Origin of the sequence: Streptomyces lomondensis (assembly GCF_014651035.1) — a bacterium.
Lineage (GTDB): Bacteria > Actinomycetota > Actinomycetes > Streptomycetales > Streptomycetaceae > Streptomyces > Streptomyces lomondensis.
Genome location: NZ_BMWC01000005.1, coordinates 80,142 through 93,738 on the forward strand (window position 1 = coordinate 80,142; position 13,597 = coordinate 93,738).

Below are 13,597 nucleotides of genomic sequence, written 5' to 3' on the forward strand. Positions count from 1 at the left end.
TTCGGCGTGTGGTCCGTGGGCGTCAGTGGACGCCCAGCCAGCTCTCGATCGGGTTGAGGGCGAAGTACACGAGGAACACCGCCGTGAGGACCCACATGAAGGCGCCGATCTCGCGCACCTTGCCATGGGCGGTCTTGATGGCGACGTAGGAGATGACGCCCGCGGCGACACCGGTGGTGATGGTGTACGTGAAGGGCATCAGCACGACCGTCAGGAACACCGGGACGGCGGTGGCCCGGTCGGCCCAGTCCACGTGCCGGGCGTTCATCAGCATCATCGCGCCGATGACGACGAGGGCGGCGGACGCGACCTCCTGCGGCACGATCGCCGTGAGCGGCGTGAAGAACAGGCAGGCCGCGAAGAACAGCCCCGTCACCACGGACGCCAGGCCCGTGCGCGCACCCTCGCCGACACCCGTGGCCGACTCGATGAACACCGTCTGGCCCGAGCCGCCGGACACGCCTCCGATCGCGCCGCCGGCGCCGTCGATGAACAGCGCCTTGGACAGGCCCGGCATCCGGCCCTTGGCGTCGGCGAGCTTGGCCTCGGTGCCGACGCCGATGATGGTGGCCATGGCGTCGAAGAACCCGGCCAGCACCAGCGTGAAGACGATCATGCCGACGGTCATCGCGCCGACCTGGCCCCAGCCGCCGAACTCCACGTCCCCGAAGAGCGAGAAGTCGGGCATGGAGACGGCGCTGCCGTGCATTTCGGGGGCGCCGGCCGCCCACTGCTTGGGGTCGACGACGCCGGCGGCGTTCAGGACCGCGGCCACGACCGTGCCGCCGACGATGCCGATGAGGATGGCGCCCGGGATGTTCCGGGCCTGGAGCATGAAGATCAGCAGCAGCGTGCCGGAGAAGAGCAGGACCGGCCAGCCGGCCAGTTCGCCCGCCGGGCCGAGCGTGACCGGAGTGGCCTCCCCCTGGTGCACGAAACCGGACTTGTAGAAGCCGATGAGGGCGATGAACAGGCCGATGCCCATGGTGATGCCGTGCTTGAGCGCGAGCGGGATCGCGTTCATGATCATCTCGCGCAGGCCGGTGACGACCAGCAGCATGATGACCACGCCGTACATCACGCACATGCCCATCGCCTGCGGCCAGGTCATCTCGGGCGCGACCTGGGAGGCGAGGACCCCGGAGACGGACAGGCCCGCGGCGAGGGCGAGCGGCACCTTGCCGACGAAGCCCATCAGCAGGGTGGTGAGGGCCGCCGCGAACGCGGTCGCGGTGATCAGACCCTGCTGCGCGAGGGTGTTCCCCGCCACGTCCTTGCCGGACAGGATCAGGGGGTTGAGCAGGAGGATGTACGCCATCGCCATGAAGGTCGTGACGCCGCCGCGCACCTCGCACGCGACCGTGGACCCTCTGTCGGATATGTGGAAGTACCGGTCGAGCCAGGACCGTCCGGCCGGGACGCGGGTGCCTTCGCCCGCGTCCTCGGCGGTGGTCCTCGGCTCTACTGACTGCTGGGTCATGTGGGCCTGCTCCCAAGTTTCAAAGGGGGTTGGGACGTTCACGACCCGGGGGACGGCCCGAGACGAACTGGGGCCCTGGGGGACCTGGGTCCCCCAGGACGACTCGACTGCTCAGCCCGCGGAGAGCTGCGTACCCGTCAGGTGCTCGGGCCGTACCGGGGTCCGGTTCAGCTCGAGCCCGGTCGCGTCGCGGATCGCCGCGAGCACGGCCGGAGTCGACGACAGGGTGGGGGCCTCGCCGATGCCGCGCAGCCCGTACGGGGCGTGCTCGTCGGCGAGTTCGAGCACGTCGACCGGGATGGTCGGCGTGTCGAGGATGGTGGGGATCAGGTAGTCCGTGAAGGAGGGGTTCTTCACCTTCGCCGTCTTCGGGTCGACGACGATCTCCTCCATGACCGCCACGCCCAGGCCCTGCGTCGTGCCGCCCTGGATCTGGCCCAGCACGGACAGCGGGTTGAGCGCCTTGCCGACGTCCTGGGCGCAGGCCAGCTCGATGACCTTCACCAGGCCCAGCTCGGTGTCGACCTCGACGACGGCGCGGTGCGCGGCGAAGGAGTACTGGACGTGCCCGTTGCCCTGGCCGGTGCGCAGGTCGAAGGGCTCGGTCGGCCGGTGCCGCCACTCCTCCTCGACCTCCACGACCTCGTCCTCCAGGACGTCGGCCAGGTCGCCGAGGACCTCGCCGCCGTCGGTGACGACCTTGCCGCCCTCCAGGAGGAGTTCGGCGGTGGCCCAGGCCGGGTGGTAGGAGCCGAACTTGCGGCGGCCGATCTCCAGCACCTTTTCGCGGACGAGCTCGCAGGCATTCTTGACGGCGCCACCGGTGACGTACGTCTGCCGTGAGGCCGACGTCGAACCGGCGCTGCCCACCTGCGTGTCGGCCGGGTTGATGGTCACCTGCGTGACGCCCAGTTCGGTGCGGGCGATCTGCGCGTGGACCGTGACACCGCCCTGGCCGACCTCGGCCATGGCCGTGTGGACGGTGACGACGGGCTCGCCGCCCACCACCTCCATCCGGACCTTCGCGGTGGAGTAGTCGTCGAACCCCTCGGAGAAGCCCACGTTCTTGATGCCGACGGCGTAGCCGACCCCGCGTACGACGCCTTCCCCGTGCGTGGTGTTGGACAGGCCGCCCGGCAGCTGCCGTACGTCGGCGCCCTCGCTGGACTCCCACTGGCGCTCCGGCGGCATCGGCATCGCCTTGACACGGCGCAGGAGTTCGGCGACCGGGGCCGGGGAGTCGACCGGCTGCCCGGTGGGCATGAGGGTGCCCTGTTCCATGGCGTTGAGCTGCCGGAACTCCACCGGGTCCATGCCGAGTTCCTTCGCCAGCTTGTCCATCTGCGCCTCGTAGGCGAAGCACGCCTGGACCGCGCCGAAGCCGCGCATGGCGCCGCAGGGCGGGTTGTTGGTGTAGAGGGCGATGGCCTCGATGTCCACGTCGTCGATCACGTACGGGCCGACGGACAGGGAGGAGGCGTTGCCGACGACGGCCGGGGAGGCGGAGGCGTAGGCGCCGCCGTCCAGGACGATCCGGCACTTCATGTGGGTGAGCTTGCCGTCCCTGGTGGCCCCGTGCTCGTAATAGAGCTTCGCGGGGTGGCGGTGGACGTGCCCGAAGAAGGACTCGAACCGGTTGTAGACGATCTTGACCGGCTTGCCCGTGCGCAGCGCCAGCAGGCAGGCGTGGATCTGCATCGACAGGTCCTCGCGGCCGCCGAAGGCGCCGCCGACGCCGGCCAGCGTCATGCGCACCTTCTCCTCGGGCAGGCCGAGCACGGGCGCGATCTGGCGCAGGTCGCTGTGCAGCCACTGGGTGGCGATGTAGAGGTGGACGCCGCCGTCCTCCTCCGGCACGGCGAGGCCGGACTCGGGACCGAGGAAGGCCTGGTCCTGCATGCCGAAGGTGTACTCGCCCTCGACGATGACGTCCGCCCGCTTGCGGGCTTCCGCCACGTCGCCGCGGACGATCGGCTGACGGTGGACGATGTTCGGGTGCGGGACGTGTCCGGCGTGGTGGTCGTCGCGGTTCTCGTGGACCAGGATCGCGTCGGGCGCGGTCGCGGAGGCCTCGTCGGTGATGACGGGCAGGTCGCGGTAGTCGACCTTGATCTTCGCGGCGGCGCGGCGCGCGGTCTCCGGGTGGTCGGCGGCGACGATCGCCACCGGCTCGCCGTGGTGGCGGACCTTGCCGTGGGCGAGGACCGGGGTGTCCTGGATCTCCAGCCCGTAGTTCTTCACGTCCGTGGGCAGGTCGTCGTAGGTCAGCACGGCGTAGACGCCCGGCATGGCCAGGGCCTCGCTGGTGTCGATCGACACGATCTCGGCGTGCGCGACGGTCGACCGGAGGATCTGCCCCCACAGCATGTCCTCGTGCCACATGTCGGACGAGTACGCGAACTCGCCGGTGACCTTGAGGGTGCCGTCCGGGCGGAGCGTGGACTCGCCGATGCCGCCCTTGGTCTGGGACCCCTGGGTGATTTTGGTGGGTGCGCCGTTGGGCGACATGCTCAGACCTCCTCGGACTGCCGGGCGGCCGCCAGGCGGACCGCGTCCATGATCTTCTCGTAGCCGGTGCAGCGGCACAGGTTGCCCGACAGCGCCTCGCGGATGTCCGCGTCGGTCGGGTTCGGGTTGCGCTCCAGCATCTCGTCGGCGGCGACCAGCAGACCCGGCGTGCAGAAGCCGCACTGCACGGCGCCGGCGTCGATGAACGCCTGCTGGATCGGGGAGAGTTCGGTGCCCTCGCCGGTCTGCGAGTCGGTGCCCTTCGCCTCCCACTGCTGGGCGTTCTGCAGCGACGTACCGCAGGCGCCGGTCGTGCAGCCGCCCTCGGCGCGCTGCCTGGCGTAGTCGGCGAGGCCCTCGACGGTGACGACCTCGCGGCCCTCCACCTGCCCGGCGGCGACCAGGCACGAGCACACCGGCACACCGTCGAGACGGACTGTGCACGACCCGCACTCGCCCTGCTCGCAGGCGTTCTTCGAACCGGGCAGCCCGAGCCGCTCCCTCAGCACGTACAGCAGGGACTCGCCCTCCCACACGTCGTCGGCTTCCTGCGGACGGCCGTTGACCGTGAAGTTGACGCGCATTACGCAGCGCCCCCCTTTCGATAGGCGGTGCGGCCGGCGCCGCGGTAGGACTCCCAGGTCCAGGTCAGCGTGCGGCGGGCCATGACGCCGACCGCGTGGCGGCGGTAGCTCGCGGTGCCCCGGACGTCGTCGATGGGGTTGCAGGCGGCGGAGCACAGGTCCGCGAACTGCTTGGCGACCGACGGGGTGATGATCTTCCCGTTGTCCCAGAAGCCGCCCTCCTCCAGAGCGGCGTTCAGGAACTCCTCGGCGGCCTTGGCCCGGACGGGCGTGGGGGCGGCGGAACCGATCCCGGTCCGTACGGTCCGCGTCTCGGGGTGCAGCGCGAGCCCGAAGGCGCACACGGCGATGACCATCGCGTTCCTTGTCCCCACCTTGGAGAACTGCTGCGGCCCGTCGGCCTTCTTCACATGCACGGCCCGGATCAGCTCGTCCGCCGCCAGCGCGTTGCGCTTCACGCCCGTGTAGAACGCGTCGATCGGGATGCGGCGCGAGCCGCGCACCGACTCGACCTCCACCTCGGCGCCCGCGGCGAGCAGGGCGGGGTGGGCGTCGCCGGCCGGGGAGGCGGTGCCGAGGTTGCCGCCGACGCCGCCGCGGTTGCGGATCTGCGGGGAGGCGACCGTGTGCGAGGCGAGGGCGAGCCCCGGCAGCTCGGCGCGCAGGTGCTCCATGATCTTCGTGTAGGGCACGGAGGCACCCAGCCGTACGCTCTCCTCGCCGACCTCCCACTCGGAGAGCTCGCCGATGCGGTTCAGGTCCATGAGGTACTCGGGCCGGCGGTGGTCGAAGTTGATCTCGACCATCACGTCGGTGCCACCCGCAATCGGCACAGCTGTGGGGTGCTCGGCTTTCGCGGCGAGCGCCTCCTCCCAGCTGGCGGGGCGAAGGAAGTCCATGACCGGCTCTCTTCTTCGTCTTCTCGTGGGGCGTTCAGATTGAGCCAATCCGTGTGCGGCGGTCCCGGCTCGTTCATGTGCTGTTCACGCGTAATGGACTCAGTACACAGCGCGGTGCTCCGACGGGGTCAGTCACGGAAACCATGAAGGAGTTGGCTGGCCAGGAGAGGCATCTTGTAGATTCGTATGAACGGAGGCCATCAGAAACCTCCTCGTTTTCCTGGGGAAACGTGCGACACAGCCGCGTGACCTGGGACACAGCCGGGACACGGCTCGAGGGACAGGAACAGCGCTCACCAGCTCCCCGAACAGGCGTTCAACCCGTACCCCACCAAGATCCACCATAGATTTCGAGACAAAGAACGGCGGCGACGAGAATGCGGCTGCGCGCACTGCTGGACACGGACGCGCTGGGCCTCAAGCTGCTCGGCGGCGAGGACGAGCTGGACCGCACCGTGCGGGGTGTGATGACCACCGACCTGCGCGACCCGAGCCGCTACCTCTCGGGCGGCGAGCTGGTGCTCACGGGCCTGGCCTGGCGCCGGGACGCCGCGGACTCGGAGCCGTTCGTCCGCATCCTGGTGCAGGCCGGGGTGGCGGCCCTGGCCGCGGGCGAGGCCGAGCTCGGCGACGTACCGGAGGACCTGGTCGCGGCCTGCGCCCGGCACCGCCTCCCGCTCTTCGCGGTGCACGAGTCGGTGGCCTTCGCGACGATCACCGAGCACGTCGTACGGCAGGTCTCCGGCGAGCGCGCCGGCGACCTCGCGGCGGTGGTCGACCGCCACCGCCGGATGATGACCTCGGGTCCGGCGGGCGGCGGCCCGGACGTGGTCCTGGACCTGCTGGGCTCGGACCTGGACCTGCGCGCCTGGGTCCTCTCCCCCACCGGCCGCCTGATCGCGGGCCCGAAGACCTCGGGCCCGGCCCTGCCCCCCGAGGCCTGCGGGAAGCTCGCGGCGGAACACCTGACCGCCACCCGCACCGGCCGCCGCGGCCCCCACCGCGTGATCCTGGGGGCCACCACCTACTCGCTCTTCCCGATCCGCTCCACCGGCCGCTCCCCGCAGACCACCCGGGACGCCCGCGAGACCGTCCTCTCCGACTGGCTGCTGGCCGTCGAGGCGGACGCCGGCGACTGGGCCGAGGAACGCCTCGACCTGCTGCACGGCGTCACCCAGCTGATCGCGGTCGAGCGGGACCGCCGGGACGCGGCCCGCACGGTCCGCCGCCGCCTCGCCCAGGAGGTCCTGGAACTCGTCCAGACGGGCGCGGCCCCCGCCGAGATCGCCGCGCGGCTGCGCGTCGCCGCCCCCGTCCTGCTGCCCGGCCTGGGCGCCGCGCCGCACTGGCAGGTGGTCGTGGCCCGCGTCGACTGGGACGGCGACGAGATCGAGGGCGGCCCGGTCGCCCAGGCCCTGCTGGAGGAGATCCTCGTCGACCCGCAGTCCGCCGGGCCGGAGCACGCCGACCGCATCGCCGTCGCCCACACCGGCGACGAGGCCGTCGCCCTGGTCCCCCTCCCCGCCGTCTCCACGGAGCACGACGGCTCGGAGACCGGCGTCCTCGCCGACGCCCTCCTGGAGTCCGTACGGGACCCCCTCGCGGCCGGCCTGGACGGCGACGGCCGTCTCACCCTCGGCGTCAGCGCGGCGGTGCACTCGGCGGAGGGCCTGCGCGGCGCCCTGGAGGAGGCCCGGCACGCCCGCCGCGTGGCGGCGGCCCGCCCGGGCCGGGTCTGCGCGGCGGGCCACCAGGAACTGGCCTCCCACGTCCTGCTGCTCCCCTTCGTCCCCGACGACGTCCGCCGCGCCTTCACGGCCCGCCTGCTGGACCCCCTGCGGGACTACGACCGCCGCCACCGGGCCGAACTCATCCCCACCCTGGAAGCCTTCCTGGACTGCGACGGCTCCTGGACCCGCTGCGCCACCCGCCTCCACCTGCACGTCAACACGCTGCGCTACCGGGTGGGCCGCATCGAGCAGTTGACGGGCCGTGACCTGTCGCGGCTGGAGGACAAGCTGGACTTCTTCCTGGCCCTGCGGATGAGCTGAGAACCGGGGTGCCCCGGCCCAAACACGGGGCGCCCCTGAGTCCCACGACTTTGTGAAATCCTTCACCCACCCTCTTGGCCCGGCCCCGCGATTCGTGCTGAGATGCCGCCACCACTCAACAGCTCGATGGCGTGCTCGGGGAGGGCAACGTGGCGCATTCCGCCATGTCTGGTAACGGAACGACCGCCGGTGACGATCCCCTCCAGACCGCGGTATGGCGGCTGCGCTCCCGCGGGTGCTGGGCCGACGCGGCCGCGCTGCTGCTGCCGGACACCCCCGCGGCGGCGCTGCAACGCGCCTCGCTGCTGGTGGAGCGATGTCTCTACACCGAGCAGGGCTGGGAGGAGGCCGAGGACGCGCTGCGCACGGCCGAGGCGCTGGCCCACAGCGACGACGAGCGGGGCGCGGCCGCTTGTGAACGCGGTTACTTGGCCTACGCCGCGACGCTGCTCGCGGTGCGCGACCGGGCCGACGAGGCGCGGGCCGCGCTGGGCCGGGCGGCGGCGCTCATCCCTCCGGGGGCGCCGGCACGGGCCCTGCTGGACTTCCGGCGCGGGCTCCTGGCGGAGAACCTGACGCGCTCACCGCAGGCCGCGCGCGCCGCGTACCGCCGCGCCCACGCCGGGGCGACGGCCCACTCCGACCCGCTCCTGCTCTCCTTCACCTGGCGCCATCTGGCGGGACTCGCGCTGCGGGACGGGGAGTTGGCGGAGGCGCGGCACGGTTTCACCGAGTCCCTGCGGATCCGTGAGGAACTGGGCTACCTGGTGGGCACGGCCCCGGCGCTGGTGTCCCTGGCCGACACGGAGACCGAACCGGAGGCGTCCCGGCTGCGGGAGGAGGCCCGGCGGCTGTACCGGCTGCTCGGCGGCGTGCCGACGTGGCTGGCACGGCAGCTGGCACCGCTGCCTCCGGCGGCGGGGGCGGCGACCGCGTGACGGGGCCGGCTTCACGCCCCCGGGCCGGGAACCGGGCCGGGAACCGGCGGATGCAGCGGACAGTTCGGATCCGGTGGCGCGGCCCGGTACGGTGCGAAGGCCCGGTCCGCGGCATCCCGGTAGGGGCGCCGGGACATCCGGGTGACGAGCTGCCACATGGCGCGTTCCTCGGACAGCTGCTGAGGCAGTACGAGCCCGAGCGCGTCGGCCAGTGGCTTGCGGCCCAGGTTCACCATGGCCCGCACTGCGGCGGCCCACTCATCGGTGGCGTAGACCGCGGAGCGGTACCACAGGGGAATGAGCGCACACAGCACGAGGCCCGTGACGATCAACAGGGTCCGCTCGGCCCCGGCTGACGTCAGAGCCAGCAGAGCGAGGGCCGCCACCACCCCGTGGCCATACAGCAGCGCCACGAAGAAATCCACGCTGGTGCGTGCCGTTTCCACCTGGCGGCGCGCCTGCACGGGTGCGGCGGCGCTCAGCTCGTTCCACAGCACCTGGGAATCGAGGCAGAAGCGATTGTGGCCGTACTCCTCGAACCGACGGATCGCATTGCCGAGCCGGGTCGGGGCGAGCTGGTCGTCGTCCGCCGGGTAGCGGACCAACTGCTCGTTGAGGAGCGCACGCTGTACCGGAGTACGGCCACCCGGGCGAGCGATCAGGGCGGCGATCCCTTCCTTGCGGGCCCGCTGGCGCCGGCATCCACGGTCGAACGCTCTGCGCGGCCACAGCAGATAACCCTCCAGGATCCGGTACAGCGGGGTCTGGAGAGCATGGAGCACGAAGCCGAAGAGGACGGCGGCACACAGGAGCAGCAGAGCTGTCTGACTGGCGGTGTCGGGCCATACCCGCTCGATGGCCGCGGTCCGCCGCAGGCTGGGGGCGACGGTGAGGAAGAAGACCCCGAGATTGAGCGCGGTGGGCAGCACCCAGCCGACGACCAATGCCCACCCGCCCCCGAGGACGCCCTTGGCGATGTCGCCCACGGATCAGGACTCCTGCGGCCAGTCGTCGTCCGGGTCGTTCTCCGGCCCGGGAGAGGTGTGCCCGCGTGGCACGGGGTGGTGGCCTGTGCCGTCCTCGAAGCCGTGGATGCCGGGGCGGAAGTTCCAGCCGCCGGACTCGTCGCGTACGAACTCCCCGACGGTCGCCGCCGTCGACTCTAGGACGTCGCCGAAGTCGTCCTCGGCCAGGACGGTGTAGCCCTCGCGGATCCGCAGGGCCGGGTTGGGCACGCTGCCGAAGGTGCGGTGCGCCGAGCGCTGCTGGATGACGACATCGACCACGACGCGCGCGTACCGGCCGTCCAGCCGGTCGAGTTCCAGCGTCATGACCTCGTCCCAGCCGAAGCCCTTGCCGTCCCTGCTGTCCCGGTTGAGGTAGATGGCACCGTCAGGTGAGCGGCTGTCGAAGCGCACCACCTGGGCGGGCTCGCCGTGCGGATCATCCGCCAGGTAGGCGGCGACGACGATGTCCAGATCGGTGGGCGGCTGCCCCGGCGGACTCGGGTCCCACTTCACTGCTACTTCGGCCCTGCGGATCCCCTTGTTCAGGCCGTTCACCAGGCTTCCCCTTCGCCGTTCCCCGTGTACTGCCTCGGCCCCCAACTGCTGGACGGACGGGGCTGGTTGCCCATCCTGCCACGCGTGTGTACGTGTGCCGCTTTCGAGATCCGACACCTGACATCTGTCAGGACCGGCGCCGTCGGCACCCTTCTAGCCTCCCTGGTGAAGAGCCGGATCTGTTCCGACGAGAGGACGTCATGCGCAAGGCCGTGATCAGCCTGGTCCTCGTGTCGGCCGTCATCACCGGCTGTGGCAGTGCCGAGCACACTCCGCGGGGCACGCCGTCTCCGTCGGCCGGGGAAGCCCGGCAGCTGACCGATGCCGAGCAGGTGCGGATCTCGGACGCACAGCAACAGTTGATCGGCACGTGCATGAGACGACAGGGTTTCGAGTTCTGGGAGGCCGAGCGGCTCAGCCTGGAGGAAAGCCGCACGCTCGGCTATGTGCTGGACGACGTCGGCTGGGCCCGCAAGCACGGATACGGCAGCCGCATCCAGGCCAAGGAAGCGGCCGCCCGGGCTTCCAATCCCAACCTCGCTTACCGCAGGAGCCTCTCCGAGCAGCGGCGCCAGGCCTACGACGAGGCTCTGGACGAGGGGGTCGACGCGCCGGTGATCGCCGCCGAGATCCCCGGCGGCGGCACCGTGCGCAAGCGGATGGGCGGCTGTGTGGCCGAGGCCGAGAAGAAGCTGTACGGGGATCCCCGGGCTTGGTTCCGTGCGGAGAAGGCCGTCGGGCATCTCCGGTCGCTCTACGTTCCCCGGGTGCTGGCCGACCAGCGGTTCTCGGCGGCGCAGAACGCCTGGTCGCGGTGTATGAAACGGGCGGGGTACGTCTACCGGGACCCGGGTGCGGCCCGCCAGTCGGCGGTCGCGCGGGCTCACCGGGCGGCTGAGCCCGAGGTCTTCGAAGCCGAGCGGAGGCTCGCCGTGGCCGACGCCACCTGCGCCCGCAACACCGGCCTTCGCCCCATCGGCGAGGAGCGCGAGAGCCACTACGTCGCCCGGTTGCGCGACCGCTACGGCGAAGCCCTCGACACGCACACCCGGTTGCAGCACCAGGCGCTCGACCGCGCCGAGAAGATCGTCGGCCCACGGGCCTGACTGCCCATCATCTCCACGGCTCATCCGTGGAACCGCATGCCTCGTCGCAGAGGCGAACACCCAAGGAGTACGTCATGCGCAGACCAGGTACGGCCGTCATCGTCATCGCCCTGGCCTCCCTCGGACTCGCGGCACCGACCACCTCTGCCACGGCGGCGACACAGGAGTACCGCTGTCAGCAGGAATGGCCGGGCCGTGACGGCAATGTGCGGGCCTGGACGGACTACGGCTGTGACGGGAACCTCCTCGGCGTGACACCGGGAGACGATCGCTTCTGGGGCGATGACAGCGGCGCGTTCCAGACCATCGCCTACAAAGAGGCGTCCTCTGTGATGAACAGCGGGTTCGTCGGGGGCAGGGACGTCGTCGCCTTCTATTACGACAAGGACTACCAGTACCGGAACGGCTACGTCTGCCTCGCTCCGGGAGAGATGTGGGCCGACAACCTCACGGACAACTACTTCTACAACAGGCCGGGGCAGGTCGTGAACGACCGCATCGGATCTCACCGGTGGGTCACCGCCTCCGAATGCGCGGCGGGCAGCTGGCTCACCTGACCGCACGCCCTGCCCTGATGGGCGGCGGCGGTCAGCCGCTCGCCGCCGCCCCCGCGAAATGCTCCCCCACCAGCACCCGCACCACCTCGAGATCCCGGGCGATCAACGCGTCCAGCAACGCCGTGTGCTCATGCGCGTCCGCCACCAGGTCCGCCCGCCCCCGCGCCCCCGGCCCACCCCCGACCAGCGGCCACTGCGCCCTCCGGTGCAGGTCCTCCGCGATCTGGACCAACTGCTCGTTCCCGGAGAGGGACAGCACGGCCCGATGGAACCCCCGGTCGGACTCCGCGTACGTCGCCCGGCAGCCGGAGGACGCCGCCCGGACCGTCGCCTCGGCCAGTGGACGCAGCTCGGCCCAGCGCTCGGCGGGCACGGTGCGGGCCAGCCGCAGCATCACCGGGACCTCGATCAACCCCCGCACCTCGGCCAGTTCCGCCAGCTCCCGCGCCCCGCGCTCGACCACCCGGAACCCACGGTTCGGCACGACTTCGACGGCCCCCTCCAGGGCCAGCTGCTGCATGGCTTCCCGCACGGGCGTCGCGGAGACCCCGAACCGCTCGCCCAGCACCGGCGCCGAGTACACCTCCCCGGGCCTGAGATCCCCCGCCACCAGCGCGGCCCGCAGCGCGTCCACGATCTGCCCGCGCACGGAGGCCCGCTGGACGACGGGCCGCACCCGCGGAGCGCACGGCGCGGCCGGCTCACTGTGCGTGTGCTCACCCCGCACCGCCCCGGACTGCTCCGGCACCCGGGCCTGCCCGACCGGCACACCGGCACCGGCATCCGCACCACCCCAGGGAACGCCCACCCCGGCGGAGCCCTGCGCGCCCTGCTTCAAGGGTCCTCCTCCGGACGTATCAGTACTTGGGGTCATTACGGCGGCTTGTTACTCGCCCGTCAAGCACCATAAGCGCACCGCCCGCCAGTTCAAATCCCAGCGATCTCGGATAAGGTAAGCCTTACCTTCAAAGACCCGCTCACAGACGTGGATCGGTGATCACATGCCCGTGCCCCGTTCGGCCGTCTCCGGCGCCTACGCCCGCCTGGCCGAGGTCCTCCCGGGGCTCGCCGTCACCGAACTGACCCCCGAAGAGGACACCCCGCACGGCGGCGGCTGGATCACCGCCGACGACCTCGCGGCCGCCGGCCCCGCCCTGGACACGTTCCTGGCCTGGGACGAGGCACAGATCGAACGGGACTACGCCCAGCGGGCCCGCCCCGACGTCGTCGCCAGTTTCGGCCTGCACCGCTACGCCTGGCCCGCCTGCCTCCTGATCACCGTGCCCTGGTTCCTGCACCGCAGGGTCCCCCGCTACCCCGTGACGCATGTCTCGTACGACCGCACCGACCCCGGCCACGCCCTCGGCCGCATGGCGGTCCGCCCGGCCGGTTTCTCCTGCCTGCCCGGCGACGAGGCCGCCGCGCTCCCCGGCGCCCGGGTCGTCCCCGACGAGGAGGCGCTGCGCGCCGAGGTGCGCTCGGCGGTCGCCGAGCACCTGGAGCCGGTCCTGACCGGCTTCGGCCCCCGGATGCGGCGCCGCGGCCGGGCCCTGTGGGGCATGGCGACCGACGAGATCGTCGAGGGCCTGTGGTACGTCGCCCAGCTGCTCGGCGAGATCGAGGAGCGGCGCGCGATGCGCGAGCTGGAGCTGCTCCTGCCGGGCGCGACGAAGCCGTATGTCGGCACGGCGGCGTTCCGGGAGCTGACCGGCCCGGGCGGCGAGCCCCTGCGCACCCGGGACCGCGCGAGCTGCTGCATGTTCTACACACTGCGCCCGGAGGACACCTGCGCGACCTGCCCGCGCACCTGCGACGCGGACCGGGTCACCAAGCTGCTGGCGACGGCCAGTTGACGCTCTTTTGAACAAGGCCGCTCCGGCCGTCCCGTAGGATCATCGCGGAACCGGACACC

At 71.5% G+C, this 13,597-nt stretch carries 12 protein-coding genes; 5 read left to right on the forward strand and 7 right to left on the reverse strand.

Going from position 1 to position 13,597, the window contains the following annotated elements; all coding sequences use genetic code 11:
• Window positions 1-22: 22 nt before the first annotated feature.
• The 4 genes from IE255_RS18745 to IE255_RS18760 form a co-directional block, all read right to left on the reverse strand.
• Entirely contained in the window at window positions 23-1,480 is a 1,458-nt protein-coding gene (locus IE255_RS18745; protein WP_190051461.1) for an NCS2 family permease, read from the reverse strand.
• Between the two features lie 111 nt (window positions 1,481-1,591).
• Entirely contained in the window at window positions 1,592-3,988 is a 2,397-nt protein-coding gene (gene pucD, locus IE255_RS18750) for a xanthine dehydrogenase subunit D (protein WP_190051462.1), read from the reverse strand.
• A 2-nt stretch (window positions 3,989-3,990) separates the two neighbouring features.
• Window positions 3,991-4,572: a (2Fe-2S)-binding protein gene (locus tag IE255_RS18755; protein ID WP_190051463.1), complete on the reverse strand. Its 582-nt coding sequence runs from the start codon at window positions 4,570-4,572 to the stop codon at window positions 3,991-3,993.
• Complete coding sequence (locus tag IE255_RS18760) at window positions 4,572-5,471, reverse strand: FAD binding domain-containing protein (protein ID WP_190051464.1); 900 nt, start codon at window positions 5,469-5,471, stop codon at window positions 4,572-4,574. Before IE255_RS18760 ends, IE255_RS18755 begins: the two co-directional genes overlap by 1 nt.
• 377 nt (window positions 5,472-5,848) lie before the next feature.
• On the opposite strand from IE255_RS18760, the gene IE255_RS18765 reads away from it, so the two are divergent.
• Window positions 5,849-7,522: a PucR family transcriptional regulator gene (locus tag IE255_RS18765; protein WP_190051465.1), complete on the forward strand. Its 1,674-nt coding sequence runs from the start codon at window positions 5,849-5,851 to the stop codon at window positions 7,520-7,522.
• 164 nt (window positions 7,523-7,686) lie between these two features.
• Window positions 7,687-8,460 (forward strand): hypothetical protein, encoded by a 774-nt coding sequence (locus tag IE255_RS18770; protein ID WP_190051466.1) that lies wholly within the window; start codon window positions 7,687-7,689, stop codon window positions 8,458-8,460.
• A gap of 11 nt (window positions 8,461-8,471) precedes the next feature.
• Here IE255_RS18770 and IE255_RS18775 read toward each other — a convergent pair whose 3' ends face one another.
• Together IE255_RS18775 and IE255_RS18780 are read right to left on the reverse strand one after the other, a co-directional pair.
• Window positions 8,472-9,446, reverse strand: coding sequence for a hypothetical protein (locus IE255_RS18775; protein ID WP_190051467.1), 975 nt, complete (start codon window positions 9,444-9,446; stop codon window positions 8,472-8,474).
• 3 nt (window positions 9,447-9,449) lie between these two features.
• A complete protein-coding gene (locus IE255_RS18780; RefSeq protein ID WP_190051468.1) occupies window positions 9,450-10,022 on the reverse strand; it encodes a TerD family protein in 573 nt (190 codons plus the stop codon).
• Window positions 10,023-10,222: 200 nt separating this feature from the next.
• Between IE255_RS18780 and IE255_RS18785 the strand changes: the two genes are divergently transcribed.
• Together IE255_RS18785 and IE255_RS18790 are read left to right on the forward strand one after the other, a co-directional pair.
• Window positions 10,223-11,128, forward strand: a complete 906-nt coding sequence (locus IE255_RS18785) for a hypothetical protein (protein ID WP_190051469.1) — start codon at window positions 10,223-10,225, stop codon at window positions 11,126-11,128.
• 74 nt (window positions 11,129-11,202) lie between these two features.
• Window positions 11,203-11,685, forward strand: coding sequence for a hypothetical protein (locus IE255_RS18790; RefSeq protein ID WP_190051470.1), 483 nt, complete (start codon window positions 11,203-11,205; stop codon window positions 11,683-11,685).
• Window positions 11,686-11,716: 31 nt separating this feature from the next.
• Here IE255_RS18790 and IE255_RS18795 read toward each other — a convergent pair whose 3' ends face one another.
• A complete protein-coding gene (locus IE255_RS18795; RefSeq protein WP_190051471.1) occupies window positions 11,717-12,523 on the reverse strand; it encodes a GntR family transcriptional regulator in 807 nt (268 codons plus the stop codon).
• 163 nt (window positions 12,524-12,686) lie between these two features.
• Between IE255_RS18795 and IE255_RS18800 the strand changes: the two genes are divergently transcribed.
• Window positions 12,687-13,538, forward strand: a complete 852-nt coding sequence (locus IE255_RS18800; RefSeq protein WP_190051472.1) for a (2Fe-2S)-binding protein — start codon at window positions 12,687-12,689, stop codon at window positions 13,536-13,538.
• The last annotated feature ends 59 nt before the right edge of the window (window positions 13,539-13,597 follow it).

Coding starts and splice junctions, on each gene's coding strand:
- IE255_RS18745 (WP_190051461.1), bottom strand. CDS start 1,480: ATGACCCAGCAGTCAGTAGAGCCGAGGACCACCGCCGAGGACGCGGGC.
- pucD (WP_190051462.1), bottom strand. CDS start 3,988: ATGTCGCCCAACGGCGCACCCACCAAAATCACCCAGGGGTCCCAGACC.
- IE255_RS18755 (WP_190051463.1), bottom strand. CDS start 4,572: ATGCGCGTCAACTTCACGGTCAACGGCCGTCCGCAGGAAGCCGACGAC.
- IE255_RS18760 (WP_190051464.1), bottom strand. CDS start 5,471: ATGGACTTCCTTCGCCCCGCCAGCTGGGAGGAGGCGCTCGCCGCGAAA.
- IE255_RS18765 (WP_190051465.1), top strand. CDS start 5,849: ATGCGGCTGCGCGCACTGCTGGACACGGACGCGCTGGGCCTCAAGCTG.
- IE255_RS18770 (WP_190051466.1), top strand. CDS start 7,687: ATGTCTGGTAACGGAACGACCGCCGGTGACGATCCCCTCCAGACCGCG.
- IE255_RS18785 (WP_190051469.1), top strand. CDS start 10,223: ATGCGCAAGGCCGTGATCAGCCTGGTCCTCGTGTCGGCCGTCATCACC.
- IE255_RS18790 (WP_190051470.1), top strand. CDS start 11,203: ATGCGCAGACCAGGTACGGCCGTCATCGTCATCGCCCTGGCCTCCCTC.
- IE255_RS18800 (WP_190051472.1), top strand. CDS start 12,687: ATGCCCGTGCCCCGTTCGGCCGTCTCCGGCGCCTACGCCCGCCTGGCC.